The organism is Aequorivita sp. H23M31 (assembly GCF_004022485.1).
Taxonomy (GTDB): Bacteria; Bacteroidota; Bacteroidia; order Flavobacteriales; family Flavobacteriaceae; genus Aequorivita; species Aequorivita ciconiae.
Map to the genome: position 1 here is coordinate 2780518 of NZ_CP034951.1, position 14900 is coordinate 2795417.

A 14900-nucleotide genomic window follows, 5' to 3' on the forward strand; every position below is an offset into this window, starting at 1 on the left:
TATGAATAAATTTTTGAGGATTTTCGGAGTATTGATTTTGTTATTTTCATTTTCACAAGCTAAGGCTGGGGAAAAAATTGTAGTCATTGACATAGGTCATGGAGGAAAGGATTCTGGATTTGAATATAATGGACTTCTCGAAAAAGACCTTACATTAGAAATTGCCCAGAAAATACAATCCTTGAGTGTTGATAGTGAAATCAAAATTCTCTTTTCAAGGGATTCTGATGATTTTATTTCGCTAGAGGATAGGGTAAAATACATACATTCTTTAAATCCGGATTTGGTAATTTCGCTTCATATCAACTCCGATTCTGACGAAAGAACCAATGGGTTTGATATTTTTATAAGCCCACAAAACTCGAAAATTGAGGATTCAAAGATGTTAGCGCTACAACTACAGTCCTCTCTTTCGCAGGAGTTTACCGTGAATGGGGTTAAAGAGGTCAATTTTTACTTATTAAAGAACATAAATAATCCTGTTGTAACCATTGAAATGGGATATTTAAGCAATCTAGGAAATAGAGATTTATTAACTTCCGAAAGGGGCCAACATGCAATTGCAGAGGCAATTTTTAACGCAATAAAGTAATTCCTCAATTTGAGGACGAATCCGCTACACCACAAGTTTAACTAACCCCTCCCAAACTGTTGCTCACAGAATGGGAGGGTTCTTTTTTGTGTTAATTGGAGAATATGAACTTTCCAAGATGTAATTTTACCGAATGATGCGATTTGCGTAACAATATTCTTCGGAATTTGTTCGTGAACAGAAAGCCACGTTTTTTTAGAATAATGATTGAGTAAATTATCAAATATGAAATTAGCGCTTGTAGGTGCCACGGGAATGGTTGGCGAAGTGATGTTAAAAGTTTTGGAGGAAAGAAATTTCCCTATGGATGAATTATTATTGGTAGCCTCTGAAAGGTCTGTAGGAAAACAAATATTTTTTAAAGGGAAACCGATTTCAGTAATAAGTTTGGAAGATGCCGTAGCTGCAAAACCCCAAATAGCCCTTTTTGCTGCTGGAGGTGCTACCTCCCTTGAATGGGCACCGAAATTCGCCGCTGAAGGAACTACCGTAATCGACAATTCCTCCGCATGGAGGATGGAGGCGAGCAAGAAACTTATTGTGCCCGAAATTAATGCGCATATATTGACAAAAGAGGATAGAATAATTGCCAATCCTAATTGCTCAACTATTCAATTGGTAATGGCATTGGCGCCACTTCACAAAAAATATAAAATGAAACGCGTTATTGTTTCTACATATCAATCTGTTTCAGGAACAGGTCTCAAGGCTGTCCAGCAAATGGAGAATGAAATGGCAGGAATAAAAGGGGAAATGGCCTATCCCTATCCAATCCATCTTAACGTTTTGCCGCATTGCGATGTTTTTGAGGATAACGGTTATACTAAAGAGGAAATGAAATTGGCTCGCGAACCCCAAAAGATTTTGGATGACCGTACTTTTTCAGTAAGTGCAACAGCCGTACGGGTTCCCACCGCGGGCGGACATAGTGAGGCGGTAAATGTAGAATTTGTTGAAGACTTTGATTTGGCTGAGGTGCGGAGAATCCTTCACCATACTCCGGGAATCAAACTGCAGGATAATCCAGATACAAACACCTATCCTATGCCATACTATGCCCATGAAAAAGATGAGGTTTTTGTTGGTCGTATCCGTCGGGATGAGACCCAACCAAATACTCTTAATATGTGGATTGTTGCGGACAACCTTCGTAAGGGTGCTGCAACTAATGCCGTTCAGATCGCAGAGTATTTAGTCGAAAATGATTTAGTTTAAGGTTTGGCTTGTTTATATCCAATTTTATAAAATTAAATTGGAAAATTATAAGAAGCTATTTCTTCTATAAATAATACTTTTTTCACTTCTATTTTTATAAAAAAATAATAGGGTGTTTTATAGAATGGTGTTAAATTTTGCTTATATTTAAGAAATTAACCTAAAACACCACTGCCTATGAACTCTACTTTTACAAAAATTCTAAGAATTATTTTAGGTTTGGGCTTACTCTTTTTGGGGATCAGCCACCTAATTGGTTACAGGTTTTTACCCATGTATATTTACGCAGGAGATACTGCGGTTATTTATGAAAAGCTCAGCGAATTAGGTTATATTTTAAAGATTGTGGGAATTCTTGAAATATTTATCGGGCTGATGTTGATCCTTGGTAAATGGGTTCCATTCGCTTTGCTTTTGTTAGCTCCTATTTCAGTAAATATTCTGCTCTATCATCTGTTTCTTGATGCTCCCGGACTCATCATCGCTTTAATATTAATCGCATTGACCTTTGTTTTAATTTACAAGCATTGGAAAGTCTACAGGCCATTGTTTCATTAACGCCCATTATTTTAGTGCTATTTAAAGGTCTCAGGAATGGGGCCTTTTCAATATAGTGTTGTTTTCTTACAATATAAAAAATGTTACATTTACAGCTATATCTAAGTTTTAATTTATGAAAATTACATTTATCCCCACAATTCTTATGCTTACACTAATCGGTTGTAAAGATCAAAATAAATCGGACCAGCCTGCTGGCCAGAGAGAACCGATTACCGTAACCTACCCGAAAACCAAACAAGTTGACACCGTCGATACTTATTTCGGAGTTGAGATTAAAGATTCCTACCGTTGGTTGGAAGATGACCGAAGTGCCGAGACAGAAGAGTGGGTAAAGGAAGAAAATAAAGTTACCTACGATTATTTAAGTAAAATTCCTTTTCGCGGGGAATTGAAAAAACGGTTGTCCGATCTTTGGAATTATGAAAAGATGGGACCGCCTTTTCATGAAGGAAACTACACTTATTTTTATAAAAATGATGGTCTTCAAAATCAGTTTGTGCTATATCGTTATAAATCTGAAGACGATCCAGAGTCTGCAACCGTATTTTTAGACCCAAATACCTTTAAAAAGGACGGAACTATTTCATTGGGGGAAACCAGCTTTTCGAATGACGGAAGTCTTATGGCCTACAGTATTTCAGAAGGCGGAAGTGATTGGCGAAAAGTATTGGTATTAAGTACCGAGAAGAATGAATTGATAGGTGATACATTAAAGGATATTAAATTCAGTGGTCTATCTTGGAAAGGGGACGAAGGTTTTTATTATTCCAGTTATGATAAGCCAAAGGGAAGCGAGCTTACGGCCAAAACGGATCAGCACAAAGTGTATTACCATAAATTGGGAACTCCCCAAAGTCAGGATAAAGTAATATTCGGATCCACTCCAGAAGAAAAACATCGATATATTGGTGCTGGAGTAACAGAAGATGATAAGTATCTGGTTATTAGCGCAAGTACTTCCACTTCAGGAAACAAATTATTTATTAAAGATTTGACTAAACCTGGTTCGAAATTTATTACCATTTTAGATGACACCGATTCAGATTCTTATGTAATGGACAATCGGGGCTCGAAGCTTTTTATTGTTACGAATAAAAATGCCCCAAACAAGAAAGTAGTCACAGTGGATGCTGCCAATCCAACACCCGAGAATTGGAAAGATTTGATTCCGGAAACAGAGCACGTACTTTCCCCGAGTACAGGTGGAGGAAGTATTTTTGCCAATTATATGGTTGATGCCGTTTCAAAAGTTAAGCAATATGATTATGATGGTAAATTAATTCGGGATATTGAACTTCCTGGAGTAGGTTCGGCCGGCGGTTTTGGAACAAAAAAGGAAGAGAAGGAACTTTATTATTCTTTTACCAACTATGTTACACCTCCAAGCATTTACAAATTTGATATTGCCAGTGGATCTTCGGAACTATTTATCAAACCTGAAATAGACTTTAATCCTGAAGACTTTGAAAGCAAACAAGTATTTTATACTTCAAAGGACGGTACTAAAGTTCCTATGATAATTACCCATAAAAAAGGATTGGCTCTAGATGGCAAAAATCCAACTATTCTATATGGTTATGGCGGTTTCAACATTAGTTTGACGCCGAGTTTCAGTATAGCCAATGCAGTTTGGATGGAGCAGGGTGGAGTTTATGCCGTTCCCAATTTAAGAGGGGGTGGTGAATATGGAAAGAAATGGCACAATGCCGGAATAAAAATGGAAAAACAGAATGTGTTTGACGACTTTATTGCCGCGGCGGAATATTTAATTGAAAATAAATATACCTCCAGTGATTACTTGGCAATCCGCGGAGGATCGAACGGAGGATTGTTAGTGGGGGCAACAATGACACAACGTCCCGAACTTATGAAAGTGGCACTACCGGCTGTTGGGGTTTTGGATATGTTACGCTATCATACCTTTACTGCGGGTGCGGGATGGGCATACGATTATGGAACTTCAGAAGACAACAAGGAAATGTTTGAATATTTACGAGGTTATTCACCGCTTCACAATATAAAAGAAGGTGTGGAGTATCCCGCCACACTTATTACGACGGCCGATCATGATGATAGAGTAGTGCCGGCACATAGTTTTAAATTTGCCGCCGAACTACAAGCAAAACAAACAGGGAATAATCCAGTGCTGATCCGGATTGAAACCGATGCCGGTCATGGAGCAGGGACCCCCATTAGCAAGACGATAGAACAGTATGCAGATATATTCGGGTTCACGCTGTTTAATATGGGATATGATCAATTGCCCGAAACAAAAAAGAACTGAAATGAATAGAAAAGTCGGAGAAGAATTTTACAATTTTAATTGTAATGCTTCTTCGATTGTTCTTAATTATTCCGCTTCCATCTAAAAATATGGATATAAGTTTAAAAAGCTATTTTTTTAAAGCTAAATAAGATAGAAAAATGGAAGCCGAGTGGGATGAAATTATAAGCTCTTTTATTCAGATGACCTATAGCAGTGAGGTTCGGATGATTATGGTAGGGAGCGGAGCCTTGAATTATTATAAATATAAGGTTCCTTCATTCGGAATGGATTTCTGGGTTGATGCAACCTCCAAAAACCTAAATAAGATAATTGCGATCCTAAAGGAAATGGGCCCTGATAAAGTCAATTTTCCTTTTCCGTTGCAGGATAGAAAGCAAAATATTTCCATCCAGTTTTTCCCTTCTCGTCAGCATTTACTTTTTATTCCCGATTTTGTTGTTGATAAATCTTTTTCTTGGGCCTATGACGATAGCCAGGAAATTTCCCTTCGTGATAACGCCAGTGTAAAATGGCGGGTGTTGGCTCTAGAAGATTTGATTGATTTTAAATCAAGATCTCAGAATCCTCATGACTATTTAGATCTTCAGGAATTAAAAGAAATTAAAGGAGCAGAAAACGATTAAATCAATCCAGCTTTTCCGTTAGCTTTTTGAATGTTTTTTTGGGATCTTTATTCTCATATAGAATTTGGTACACGGCATCTATAATAGGAGTTTTGGCCTTTTTCTTTCCTTTTTGTTGGTTTAGGTGATAGGCGCTTTTCGTGGCGTAGTAACCTTCGGCAATCTGGCTAAGCTCTAGTTGGGCGCTTTTTACGGTATAACCTTTTCCAATCATAGTTCCAAACATTCTATTTCTACTGAAAATAGAGTATCCAGTAACCAAAAGATCTCCTAAATAGGCAGAGTCATTTATGTCCCGTTTCATTTTATGAACGCGCTTCACGTATTTCTTCATCTCACGAATTGCGTTGCTCATCAAAACGCTTTGAAAGTTGTCTCCGTAGCCCAACCCATGCGCAATACCTGCCGCCACAGCATAAATATTTTTCAACATAGCAGCGTATTCCGTGCCAAGAACGTCGTCACTGGTGGTGCACCTTATATAATCGCTTCTTAGGGCATTGGCAACGATTTCGGCCTTGGTGCTATCTGCGCTGGCAATGGTAAGGTACGAAAGCCTTTCCAGAGCCACCTCCTCGGCGTGGCAAGGACCTGAGATAATTCCAATATTATTAAAAGGAACTTTGTAAAAGGTATTAAAATGATCTCCTACAATCAGGCTTGTTTCCGGGACGATCCCTTTAATCGCAGAAAAAATCACTTTATTTTCTAATGATACCGTGAGTTTTTCGAGCTCAAGATGAAGAAATGCAGACGGAATAACAAAAATAAGGTAGTCTGCCCATGATGCCATTTCATCTATATCATTACTGAGGTATAATTGATTGAGATCAAATTCTACGGAACTTATATAATTTGGATTGTTCCCATGTTTCTTAAGGTGATCAATTGTCGAGGTGCTACGCATATACCAACCCACTTCATTTTGGTTTTCACATAACATTTTTACAATGGCTGTGGCCCAACTTCCCCCACCAAAAACGGCAAATTTGGTTTTATTTGTCATTGTAGTTTTAGATTTTTAAAATTGATCCTTGAATACTATTTTCAACCTTTAAACTTTGCATTTTTTCAAAAGTACACATTTCAACACAAAAATATTTCTTGAAAATCAATAGTATATAAGTAATTTCTCTCCCGGAATGTATGTGCTTAAGATTAAAACTGATAACGGAATTTTTCCTTCTAAGATAGTAAAGGATTAATATTATTTATAAAAATTCATTTCATCTAAATATTTCCAAACCTCTGCCGGTAGCATAGGACGGATATTCTTTCCAGACTTTATTCCTTTCCGAATAAAGGTGGAGGAGAGTTCGATAATTGGGGCATCAACCATTTTAATCTTTTCGTGGTAAATTTTCTTCCCTCCATCTGGAGAAGTATAAAATTGGGAATCAACATTCCCATTTGAGATTCTGGGATATACGTAAATCGGGTAGCGATCCAAGATAATATTATAGTTTTTCCATTTTGGAAAACTCTTTAAATTATCTTCTCCCATTATCAAACAATAAGTGTGATTAGGATATTTTTCCTCTAAATGCACCAAGGTATTTATGGTATAATTGGGCTGCGGAAGATCGAATTCAACATTACTCACCCTTAGCTTTGGGAAATCCTCCACAGCAATTCTAACCATTGCTAATCTATGGTGGTCTTCTAATAAGGTTTTTTTCTTTTTAAGGGGATTGTGTGGAGTTACCACGAACCAAACCTCATCCAAATCACTAAATTCCACCATATAATTGCCAATAATCAAATGCCCAATATGGATTGGATTGAAAGTTCCGAAGAAAAGTCCTGTTTTTTTTGGTTTCAAACTGTTATTTCTGATTTTTGGAAGTAAGGTTTTTATTCTTTTTTCTCTTCTCTCTTTCTCTTCTTTTTTTCAACTTATTCGCAGCCCTTTGTTATAAAATCAGCAACCAATGTATGTGCTTCATCCAAAGCTGTCGGTAGGTCATGGTTTTTTATAATGTAATCAAATTGGGGCGCCGTTGCCAGCTCAACGGAAGCTTTTGCGATCCGCATGTTTATACGATCGTCACTTTCGGTTTTGCGTTTTTTAAGTCGGATTTTTAATTCGTCAATGCTTGGCGGTTTTACGAAAACAGCAAGGGTTTTTTCAGGAAATTTCTTTTTTATGCGAAGGCCGCCAACTACGTCAATATCAAAAATGACATTTTTCCCATTGCTCCAAATGCGTTCTACTTCGGTTTTTAATGTTCCGTAGAAGTTATCGCGGTAGACCTCTTCCCATTCCAGGAAATCGCCATTTTTTATATGTTGCTTGAATTCCTTTAATGAAATAAAATAATAGTTTTCTCCGTCCCTTTCATCCCCACGTGCGTCGCGGGAAGTACAAGAAACGGAAAACTCTAGGTTTAGGTCTTTTTGTTTTAATAAATGTTGTACTATAGTAGTTTTTCCACTGCCCGAGGGTGCTGAGAATACTATTAATTTGCCTCCTTTAGTTGAGTTCATGTTGGTAATTTTCCTAGAGCTAATTTTGTGAAATTTCTTATCTAAAGGACATTAAGGGCTTGTTCCTTTATCTTTTCCAGTTCGTCTTTCATTTGGACCACTACTTGTTGCATTGGGGCATAATTTGCCTTGCTTCCAATGGTATTGATCTCCCTGCCAATTTCCTGGGTTATAAATCCCAATTTTTTCCCGTTGGAATCATGCGATTTTAAGGATTTCTCGAAATAATCAAGGTGATTTTTCAAGCGGACCACTTCTTCTGTAATATCATACTTTTCTAGATAATAGATCAATTCCTGTTCAAATCGATTTTCATCTACTTTCTCTTTCAAATCGGAAATAGCCTTTCTAAGACGTTCCTTAACTCCGGAAATTCGCTCAGGATCCATAACTATAACTTGCGCGAGTAATTTTGAAATAGTTTGGGTGCGGGCCAGAAAATCCTTTTCCAAGACTTTGCCTTCGTCGGTTCTATATTTGTTGATAGCTTTTAAAGCTTTCTCAACACCTTTTATAATAGCTTTATATTCCTTATCGTCCACTTCTTCGCGCTCGGTTTTTAAAGCATCTGGCATTCGAACTGCCATTTTCAACAGTTCAACGGGGTCGCCATTTACTACGTTTGCCAATTGTTCTATATATTGTTTTACAATGGCCTCATTTAGCTGTGTGGAAGTTTCTGTACCAGAAGTCTCAATATTGAGCATGAAATCTATTTTTCCCCGTTCCAAGGATTTGGCGAGCAAATCGCGAATATCAAGTTCTTTATCCCTATAAGCGGAAGGCACTCTGGTATTAAGATCGAGCGATTTGCTGTTGAGTGATTTTATTTCAATGGTAATGGTTTTGGATGGTAGTTGAACAACTTCTTTACCGTAACCGGTCATGGATTGGATCATATTCCTGATTTATTGAAGCGCAAAGGTAAGGAAATAGTCTTTAGTGAGTAGAGGGTAGAATTTAGTAAAATGACACCATCCTCCAACCCTGCAGAGAGTGCATTGGGTTATTTTGAATTTAAGAATTCTATGGTTCTTGCTTCGCTATAATATAATTCATTCGTTTTATGAAAACCCACATGACCTCCATATTTGGGAATTTCAAGATGGATATTATTCATTTTTTTAGCCAACTCCTGAGGATAGCATTCAGATGAAAGAAAACTAGAATTTTCAGCATTTAAAATATAACTGGGAATTTTAATATTTGGGAGAAATTGTAAACTGCTATTCTTTTTATAATAATCGTAAGCATCCTTAAATCCGTGGGCAGGAGCGGTGTAAACATTGTCAAATTGCAAAAGAGAAGTGATCGTTTCATATTCAGAAAGAGTCATTTTTTCAGGAAAAATCTTCATTTTGGATCTGTATTTTTTCCGAAGATTAATCAAAAATGATTTTTGGTATAACCAATTTGAAACTTTATCCAGAGATTCCAAAGAACCCTTTAAATCGAGAGGTGTTGAGATGGCTACCGCCCGCTTTATTTCCTTCGGAAATGAGTCTCGCTCTCCTAAATACTTCAGGAGTAAATTTCCTCCCAAGCTAAATCCTACCAAGGCAATTTCATCGTATTTATTTTTTTTGAGAATTAAATCGATTATAGCTTCCAAATCATCTGTTTTACCCGCGTTGTAGGAGGAATACAAAAGATTTGGCTCGCCGCTACATCCGCGAAAATTGACCGCGGCTACATCCCAATTATTTTCCACTAAAACTTTAGCTTGACCCTTGATATAAGTACGTTGCGCATTTCCTTCCAATCCATGAAGAACTATCGCAATTTTATGGGAGCGTTTTTTGGAAAAGGACCAATCGATATCCAGAAAATCTCTATCCTCTAAATACAGTCGTTCCCGTTCTTGATCCAATTGCGGGGATGGCCTTAACTTTGAAGAATAGATAGTAGAAAAATGTCCATTCCGGAATAAATATTTAGGTTTATAAGAACTTTGAATTAAAGGCATTTCCTTCGAGGAGTTTTAACAGAAACTAAATAGATTTACTATGCTTGCATAGCAAAAGTAACCTAAATTTGTATAAAAATTTAATGATGTACACCAAACAATTTGAAATCCGTTGGAGTGATGTAGATGCCAACCGCCATCTTAGAAACAGTGCCTATATCGATTATATGAGCCATACCCGTATGAGTTTTTTAATGGAAAATGGGTTAGATCAAAAGCATTTGGTCGATTTTAACTTAGGTCCTGTTGCCTTCTCAGAGAAGATGTATTATTTTCGAGAAGTCTTTCCCGGAAAGCCCGTTCGTGTATCCCTGCAGTTAAAGGGCATCTCGGAAGATGGAATGTATTTTGCCTTTCTCCATAATTTCTACGATTATAAAGGAAGAAATTTTGCACGTTGCATAATGATGGGCGGGTGGATTGATCTGGAAAGTCGAAAGTTGACAGGACTTCCTCAAGAACTTTTGGATAAATTCAACGTATTTGACAAAGCGGACGATTTTAAGATTATTTCTAAAGAGGATACCCGAAAATCGGGGATGCGCCCAAAAGATTTGGATGTAAACTAAATTTTGGTCTGTATTCCGACATTTCTTGGTTTTCTGGTCGAAAGGAATACTCCTGCAAATATTAGGCAAGCCGCGCCAATTCGAAGCGCGTTCAAAGTATCTGCTCCAACTAAAATTGCAAAGGTTGTTGCCACTAGAGGTTGCAAATAGATAAAAACTCCAACAGTGGATGGACTTAATTGTTTTAACGCGAAGATGTTAAACAAATAGGTGAAAAATGTGGTTGCTACAACCACAAAACCTATTTGTCCAAATTCTGAAAATGTAAGTTTCGACCATTCCACTTGCATTACTTCAGAATATCCGATAGGAAGGTTTATACAAAATGCGATTAAGAAGAAAAACTTAAGAAGTGTAATTGCTCTGTATTTGGCAACTAAGGGTTTTACCAAAATTAAATAGAAAGAATAAGAAATGGCATTCAAAACAAACAATAAGTTTCCTAAAGGAATATTGGGTGCGTTAATCTGGGTCTTTTCCTGAAAGAGAATAAGCGCCAGGGCTCCAGAAAGTCCGAAAAAAATTCCAAATGTTTTAATCCAAGTAATGCGTTCTCTTAGGATCAATGCCGTTAAAAGGAGTAATAGAATTGGCGTGATGGTCATGGAGACCGCACTGTTGATTGGAGTAGATAAACTTAAGCCTTTAAAAAACATCAACATATTAAGTACCATCCCAAAAACTGCACAGGCTAAAATCCGGAACCAATCGTTCCGCTCAATTTTTTCAGCTTTTGTAAATAGACTAAGGATCCAAAAGAGTATTGCGGCTCCTCCAACCCGTAAAACGATAAAACCGAAAGGCTGAATTACGTGCGGCATTAAGCCTTTGGCCACCGTATGGTTAATGCCATAAATGGTTTCCGTGGCCGTGGCTGCAAGAAGCGCAATAAACCGCTTATCCATTATTTATGGATAGAACTTTTAGCAGCGTCCACGGTTTTTGGGCTACTTCCTATAAAGATTTTCCCATTATTTACGATAATAGGACGTTTGAGGAAGGTATAATGTTCAAGGATTAGGTTTTTAAAATCTTCCTCAGATAAATTTTTATCCTTTAGATTGCGTTCTTTATACAGTTTTGCTCTTCTGCTAAAAAGGGATTCATAATCGCCAGCAAGATTCATAAGCTTTTCAAGTTCTTCGGGGGTAATCTTATTCTCTTTGATGTCCTTTTTTATAAACGTGGAAGGAATTTCAACTTCTTGCATTACGCGCTTGCAGGTGTCACAAGTGGATAAGTAATATACTGTTTGCATTTAGAAAAATATTTTGAATCAATTAATCTTCAATGATTTTCAGATAAGGTTTTGCTTCTTTTAGCGATATCTTGAGTTCGATGGGCCCCTCGGCATAGCTCGCAATATCGTATTGGTTGTAAACAAAAATAAGACTATCCTGTGTAAATCCCACGGTGTTTGGAAGATGGAAGGAGTCGTTTTCAAACCAGAATCCAGGATCATTAATGGATTCATCTTGAGCTATTTTTTGCTGCTCTCGAAATTTCTTTTCCGCGAAAACCGTAAAACCCTTTTTATTTTTAAACAATTCGTTGGCGGTAAGTTCTTCTCCAGAATCGGGGTCTATGTTTAAGAATGAAGTTGTCCCATAGCCGTGAGCTCCGCCAGTATATAAATATTGGCGCAGTTCTAGGCATATATGTTTGGGGGAATTGTAGATTTCATTCACGGAAATTTCTGCGAAATAATCTGCGGCCATATCTGGAAAACGGGCTCTATCAGCATTAAAGGATTCGATAAAAGTAGTTGCTGCTTCCTCAATGGTTTTAGCTTTCTCTTTTTCATCTTCCGCCATGGACAGGGAAGAAATAATGAAACTGGTTATTTTTTCATTTATTTTCTCGGCTACGTTTCCATTTCCAGAGGCTTTTAAATAGTTAATAGTAACTTCCGGGCACTTGGCATTATTGCAGATTTTCAAATCGCCTTCAGTTAGACTTTCAGCGTTAAGTTGAATGCTTTTTTCCTTATTACATGCCGTTACCAGCAATCCTATCAAGATCAGGGTTATAATTTTGTTGTTCATAAATTAGCGGAAATGTGTGGTTAAGAATGACAAAAAAGGGAGTGGTGAATTTCCATTTTCAAAAGTAATAACTTTGTTATCAGCGATTGTGAAAGTTATATTAAATAGTAAAAGACGGGATAGTTTGGTTAAATTTCAGGATTAACTATAAAAATTAGTAATTACCTCTTAAAATAAATATTGGCAACAGATGAAATTTAATACTAAAGTAATACACGGAGGTCAAGAAAAGGTAGATCCAGCCTATGGCGCTGTAATGCAACCAATTTACCAAACCACAACTTATTCCCAAACAGCACCGGGGTCCAATAATGGTTTTGAATATTCCCGGACCGGAAATCCAACACGTGACGCTTTGGAAAGAGCTTTTGCCAGTCTTGAAAACGGTAATTTTGGCCTTGCTTTTGGAAGCGGAATGGCTGCGATTGATGCAGTGATGAAACTTTTGAGGCCAGGTGATGAAGTAATTTCTACCAATGATCTTTATGGAGGCACTTATCGACTTTTTAAGAGGATTTTTGAAGGCTTTGGTATCAAGTTTCACTTTATAGGGATGGGAAAAATGGATGAAGTTGAGACTTACATAAATAATAAAACCAAGCTGATTTGGGTAGAAACGCCGACCAATCCTATGATGAACATCATCGATTTAAAATCGATGGCACTTAGTGCAAACAAACATCACGTTCTTTTGGCGGTGGATAATACCTTTGCTTCGCCATACTTACAACAACCACTAGATTTGGGGGCAGATATTGTAATGCACAGTGCAACAAAATATTTGGGAGGCCACAGTGATGTGGTAATGGGTGCCTTGGTAGTTAAGGACAAAGAACTCGCAGAGAAACTTTATTTTATACAAAATTCCAGTGGCGCCATCTGTGGTCCACAAGATTGTTTTCTGGTTTTGCGAGGACTAAAGACTCTTCATGTTAGGATGCAACGTCATTGCGAAAACGCAAGGGCAATTGCAGAATATTTGTCCAATCATCCTAAAATTCAGAAAGTTTATTGGCCTGGTTTTAGAAATCATCCTAACCATGCGATAGCCAAGGAACAAATGAAGGATTTTGGTGGAATGATTTCCTTTGTTCCAAAAATGAGTACTGTGGAAGAAGCAATACGGATTGTTCAAAATCTGCGCATATTCACTTTGGCTGAAAGTTTAGGAGGCGTGGAAAGTCTTGCTGGGCATCCAGCGACAATGACTCATGCGAGTATTCCAAAGAAGGAACGGGAAAAACTGGGAATTGTAGATTCTTTGATCCGATTGAGTGTGGGAATCGAAGACGTGGAGGATTTGATTGCAGACCTAAAACAGGCATTGGGATAATTAAACAACAACTATCTAAATTACTATTTTTATAGCTGTTAAATAGAATTTAATAACGAGCAAAGAGATAAATCTTGTCTAATTCAGGTAAAATATATAACCAAGATTTAACCAATAAACCCAATCGTTTGCCTTGTTCTCCGGTACTGGCCTTGTTCCATTATTTTCAAGACTTGGGTTAAGTCCATCCATATAATCCGAGAAATAATAGATCCAACGGCTGTCAAGCATCAAATCGCTAGAGGAATTGAGTTTATATCGAATACCCACACTGCCGAGAACTGCCCAGGTTGAACCGGGATCTTGTTGAAAGGCATTCATATATTTCAATGGGGTAGAATAGGGACTATTTAACTTGCCACGAGAAGAAGTAACTTCCGGATCGAAATTTACCCAGTGGACACCAAAGCTTACAAAAGGTGCAATTTTATATCCACCGGCAGCAAAATCCCGAATGCTAAAGGGGAAATATTCTAACTGCGAACCTAGCTCAATAACTGTTGTGGAACCGCTCATTGCCCGCAACTGCTTGGCCATTAGTGAGGTTTTTTCTGGTCTTACCCATTCTCCATAATGTTCAAAGTTTGTTTTATGGTAATTAAGTTCATTGCGCACCTTAAAGTGATCGTTAAAATAAGTATCGCTAGTGTAGCAATTACAATCTGCTCTATATGAAAAGTTCAAATAATGAACAAGCCCAACTCCAAATCCAACATTTTTTGTATTGGTTTCAAAATTGTTTCGCTGCCCGAAATCGGAATAAAACACTACCGGTCCGGTGATTACACCTATTTCTTGAGAAAAGCCGAATTGAGCAATGGCTTTCTGTTTTCCTCCAAAGACTAATATTAAAAACACCACTAGCAGTATTCTGGTATTCATTAGGAAAAACAGGTTTAGGTTAATGTTAACAAATATAAAAAAACATCATAAACAAAAGAGTAATTTTCGTTCTATTAATCAAATCTTTATGTTTTAACATAAAGCCCATAATAACTGCCAAAATTCAGGTCCCAGGCATCGCGGTAAAAAATAGTAATTCTCAACCAATTTCTATGATAACTATGGAAAGAGGAATCAAGAGAAGATGGATTAAAAAATGGGATTATTCTTCGGAATTATGTGTTGAAAATATTTCTATAAAATTGAAATTTTTTAAAATCAATTCGCATTGGGAATTTATTTATGCCCATCAATTCTGCAATAAATACTATTTTAGCGT

At 37.2% G+C, this 14900-nt stretch carries 17 protein-coding genes; 8 read left to right on the forward strand and 9 right to left on the reverse strand.

Annotated features, from left to right (window positions below; all coding sequences use genetic code 11):
• The first annotated feature begins 1 nt into the window (after position 1).
• From EI546_RS12265 to EI546_RS12285, 5 genes are all read left to right on the forward strand, one after another.
• A complete protein-coding gene (locus EI546_RS12265) occupies positions 2-592 on the forward strand; it encodes an N-acetylmuramoyl-L-alanine amidase family protein (RefSeq protein WP_128250812.1) in 591 nt (196 codons plus the stop codon).
• 225 nt (positions 593-817) lie between these two features.
• The gene (locus EI546_RS12270; RefSeq protein WP_128250813.1) at positions 818-1807 is read left to right on the forward strand and encodes an aspartate-semialdehyde dehydrogenase; all 990 of its coding nucleotides are present in this window, start codon (positions 818-820) and stop codon (positions 1805-1807) included.
• Positions 1808-1984: 177 nt separating this feature from the next.
• The gene (locus EI546_RS12275; RefSeq protein WP_128250814.1) at positions 1985-2365 is read left to right on the forward strand and encodes a DoxX protein; all 381 of its coding nucleotides are present in this window, start codon (positions 1985-1987) and stop codon (positions 2363-2365) included.
• A 115-nt stretch (positions 2366-2480) separates the two neighbouring features.
• Complete coding sequence (locus EI546_RS12280) at positions 2481-4652, forward strand: prolyl oligopeptidase family serine peptidase (RefSeq protein WP_128250815.1); 2172 nt, start codon at positions 2481-2483, stop codon at positions 4650-4652.
• Between the two features lie 140 nt (positions 4653-4792).
• Positions 4793-5278: a hypothetical protein gene (locus EI546_RS12285; protein ID WP_128250816.1), complete on the forward strand. Its 486-nt coding sequence runs from the start codon at positions 4793-4795 to the stop codon at positions 5276-5278.
• Position 5279: 1 nt separating this feature from the next.
• Here EI546_RS12285 and EI546_RS12290 read toward each other — a convergent pair whose 3' ends face one another.
• Complete coding sequence (locus tag EI546_RS12290) at positions 5280-6284, reverse strand: NAD(P)H-dependent glycerol-3-phosphate dehydrogenase (RefSeq protein ID WP_128250817.1); 1005 nt, start codon at positions 6282-6284, stop codon at positions 5280-5282.
• Between the two features lie 115 nt (positions 6285-6399).
• Between EI546_RS12290 and EI546_RS16775 the strand changes: the two genes are divergently transcribed.
• Positions 6400-6483, forward strand: coding sequence for a T9SS type A sorting domain-containing protein (locus EI546_RS16775; RefSeq protein ID WP_410198326.1), 84 nt, complete (start codon positions 6400-6402; stop codon positions 6481-6483).
• Between the two features lie 2 nt (positions 6484-6485).
• Here EI546_RS16775 and nadD read toward each other — a convergent pair whose 3' ends face one another.
• The 4 genes from nadD to EI546_RS12315 form a co-directional block, all read right to left on the reverse strand.
• A complete protein-coding gene (gene nadD, locus EI546_RS12300) occupies positions 6486-7100 on the reverse strand; it encodes a nicotinate (nicotinamide) nucleotide adenylyltransferase (protein ID WP_128250818.1) in 615 nt (204 codons plus the stop codon).
• Between the two features lie 74 nt (positions 7101-7174).
• Positions 7175-7765, reverse strand: a complete 591-nt coding sequence (gene gmk, locus EI546_RS12305) for a guanylate kinase (RefSeq protein ID WP_128250819.1) — start codon at positions 7763-7765, stop codon at positions 7175-7177.
• A 41-nt stretch (positions 7766-7806) separates the two neighbouring features.
• Complete coding sequence (locus tag EI546_RS12310; protein WP_128250820.1) at positions 7807-8664, reverse strand: YicC/YloC family endoribonuclease; 858 nt, start codon at positions 8662-8664, stop codon at positions 7807-7809.
• A 107-nt stretch (positions 8665-8771) separates the two neighbouring features.
• A complete protein-coding gene (locus EI546_RS12315) occupies positions 8772-9731 on the reverse strand; it encodes a YheT family hydrolase (RefSeq protein ID WP_128250821.1) in 960 nt (319 codons plus the stop codon).
• An 86-nt stretch (positions 9732-9817) separates the two neighbouring features.
• Between EI546_RS12315 and EI546_RS12320 the strand changes: the two genes are divergently transcribed.
• Positions 9818-10300 (forward strand): acyl-CoA thioesterase, encoded by a 483-nt coding sequence (locus EI546_RS12320; protein WP_128251613.1) that lies wholly within the window; start codon positions 9818-9820, stop codon positions 10298-10300.
• Here the strand turns inward: EI546_RS12320 and EI546_RS12325 are convergent.
• From EI546_RS12325 to EI546_RS12335, 3 genes are read right to left on the reverse strand one after another with little or no spacing between them, the layout of a single operon-like run.
• A complete protein-coding gene (locus tag EI546_RS12325) occupies positions 10297-11205 on the reverse strand; it encodes a DMT family transporter (protein WP_128250822.1) in 909 nt (302 codons plus the stop codon). The two genes, EI546_RS12320 and EI546_RS12325, sit on opposite strands and share 4 nt — an antisense overlap.
• Positions 11205-11558 (reverse strand): arsenate reductase family protein, encoded by a 354-nt coding sequence (locus EI546_RS12330; protein WP_128250823.1) that lies wholly within the window; start codon positions 11556-11558, stop codon positions 11205-11207. Before EI546_RS12330 ends, EI546_RS12325 begins: the two co-directional genes overlap by 1 nt.
• 22 nt (positions 11559-11580) lie before the next feature.
• A complete protein-coding gene (locus EI546_RS12335; protein ID WP_128250824.1) occupies positions 11581-12345 on the reverse strand; it encodes a DUF3298 and DUF4163 domain-containing protein in 765 nt (254 codons plus the stop codon).
• Positions 12346-12535: 190 nt separating this feature from the next.
• Between EI546_RS12335 and EI546_RS12340 the strand changes: the two genes are divergently transcribed.
• The gene (locus tag EI546_RS12340) at positions 12536-13678 is read left to right on the forward strand and encodes a cystathionine gamma-synthase (RefSeq protein ID WP_128250825.1); all 1143 of its coding nucleotides are present in this window, start codon (positions 12536-12538) and stop codon (positions 13676-13678) included.
• Positions 13679-13756: 78 nt separating this feature from the next.
• Here the strand turns inward: EI546_RS12340 and EI546_RS12345 are convergent, their stop codons facing one another.
• A complete protein-coding gene (locus tag EI546_RS12345) occupies positions 13757-14560 on the reverse strand; it encodes a THC0290_0291 family protein (protein ID WP_128250826.1) in 804 nt (267 codons plus the stop codon).
• Positions 14561-14900: the final 340 nt, after the last annotated feature.

What these genes read in the sequence shown, in the direction of transcription:
- EI546_RS12265 (WP_128250812.1), top strand. Translation starts at nt 2, where the DNA reads ATGAATAAATTTTTGAGGATTTTCGGAGTATTGATTTTGTTATTTTCA.
- EI546_RS12270 (WP_128250813.1), top strand. Translation starts at nt 818, where the DNA reads ATGAAATTAGCGCTTGTAGGTGCCACGGGAATGGTTGGCGAAGTGATG.
- EI546_RS12275 (WP_128250814.1), top strand. Translation starts at nt 1,985, where the DNA reads ATGAACTCTACTTTTACAAAAATTCTAAGAATTATTTTAGGTTTGGGC.
- EI546_RS12280 (WP_128250815.1), top strand. Translation starts at nt 2,481, where the DNA reads ATGAAAATTACATTTATCCCCACAATTCTTATGCTTACACTAATCGGT.
- EI546_RS12285 (WP_128250816.1), top strand. Translation starts at nt 4,793, where the DNA reads ATGGAAGCCGAGTGGGATGAAATTATAAGCTCTTTTATTCAGATGACC.
- EI546_RS12290 (WP_128250817.1), bottom strand. Translation starts at nt 6,284, where the DNA reads ATGACAAATAAAACCAAATTTGCCGTTTTTGGTGGGGGAAGTTGGGCC.
- gmk (WP_128250819.1), bottom strand. Translation starts at nt 7,765, where the DNA reads ATGAACTCAACTAAAGGAGGCAAATTAATAGTATTCTCAGCACCCTCG.
- EI546_RS12310 (WP_128250820.1), bottom strand. Translation starts at nt 8,664, where the DNA reads ATGATCCAATCCATGACCGGTTACGGTAAAGAAGTTGTTCAACTACCA.
- EI546_RS12315 (WP_128250821.1), bottom strand. Translation starts at nt 9,731, where the DNA reads ATGCCTTTAATTCAAAGTTCTTATAAACCTAAATATTTATTCCGGAAT.
- EI546_RS12320 (WP_128251613.1), top strand. Translation starts at nt 9,818, where the DNA reads ATGTACACCAAACAATTTGAAATCCGTTGGAGTGATGTAGATGCCAAC.
- EI546_RS12325 (WP_128250822.1), bottom strand. Translation starts at nt 11,205, where the DNA reads ATGGATAAGCGGTTTATTGCGCTTCTTGCAGCCACGGCCACGGAAACC.
- EI546_RS12330 (WP_128250823.1), bottom strand. Translation starts at nt 11,558, where the DNA reads ATGCAAACAGTATATTACTTATCCACTTGTGACACCTGCAAGCGCGTA.
- EI546_RS12335 (WP_128250824.1), bottom strand. Translation starts at nt 12,345, where the DNA reads ATGAACAACAAAATTATAACCCTGATCTTGATAGGATTGCTGGTAACG.
- EI546_RS12340 (WP_128250825.1), top strand. Translation starts at nt 12,536, where the DNA reads ATGAAATTTAATACTAAAGTAATACACGGAGGTCAAGAAAAGGTAGAT.
- EI546_RS12345 (WP_128250826.1), bottom strand. Translation starts at nt 14,560, where the DNA reads ATGAATACCAGAATACTGCTAGTGGTGTTTTTAATATTAGTCTTTGGA.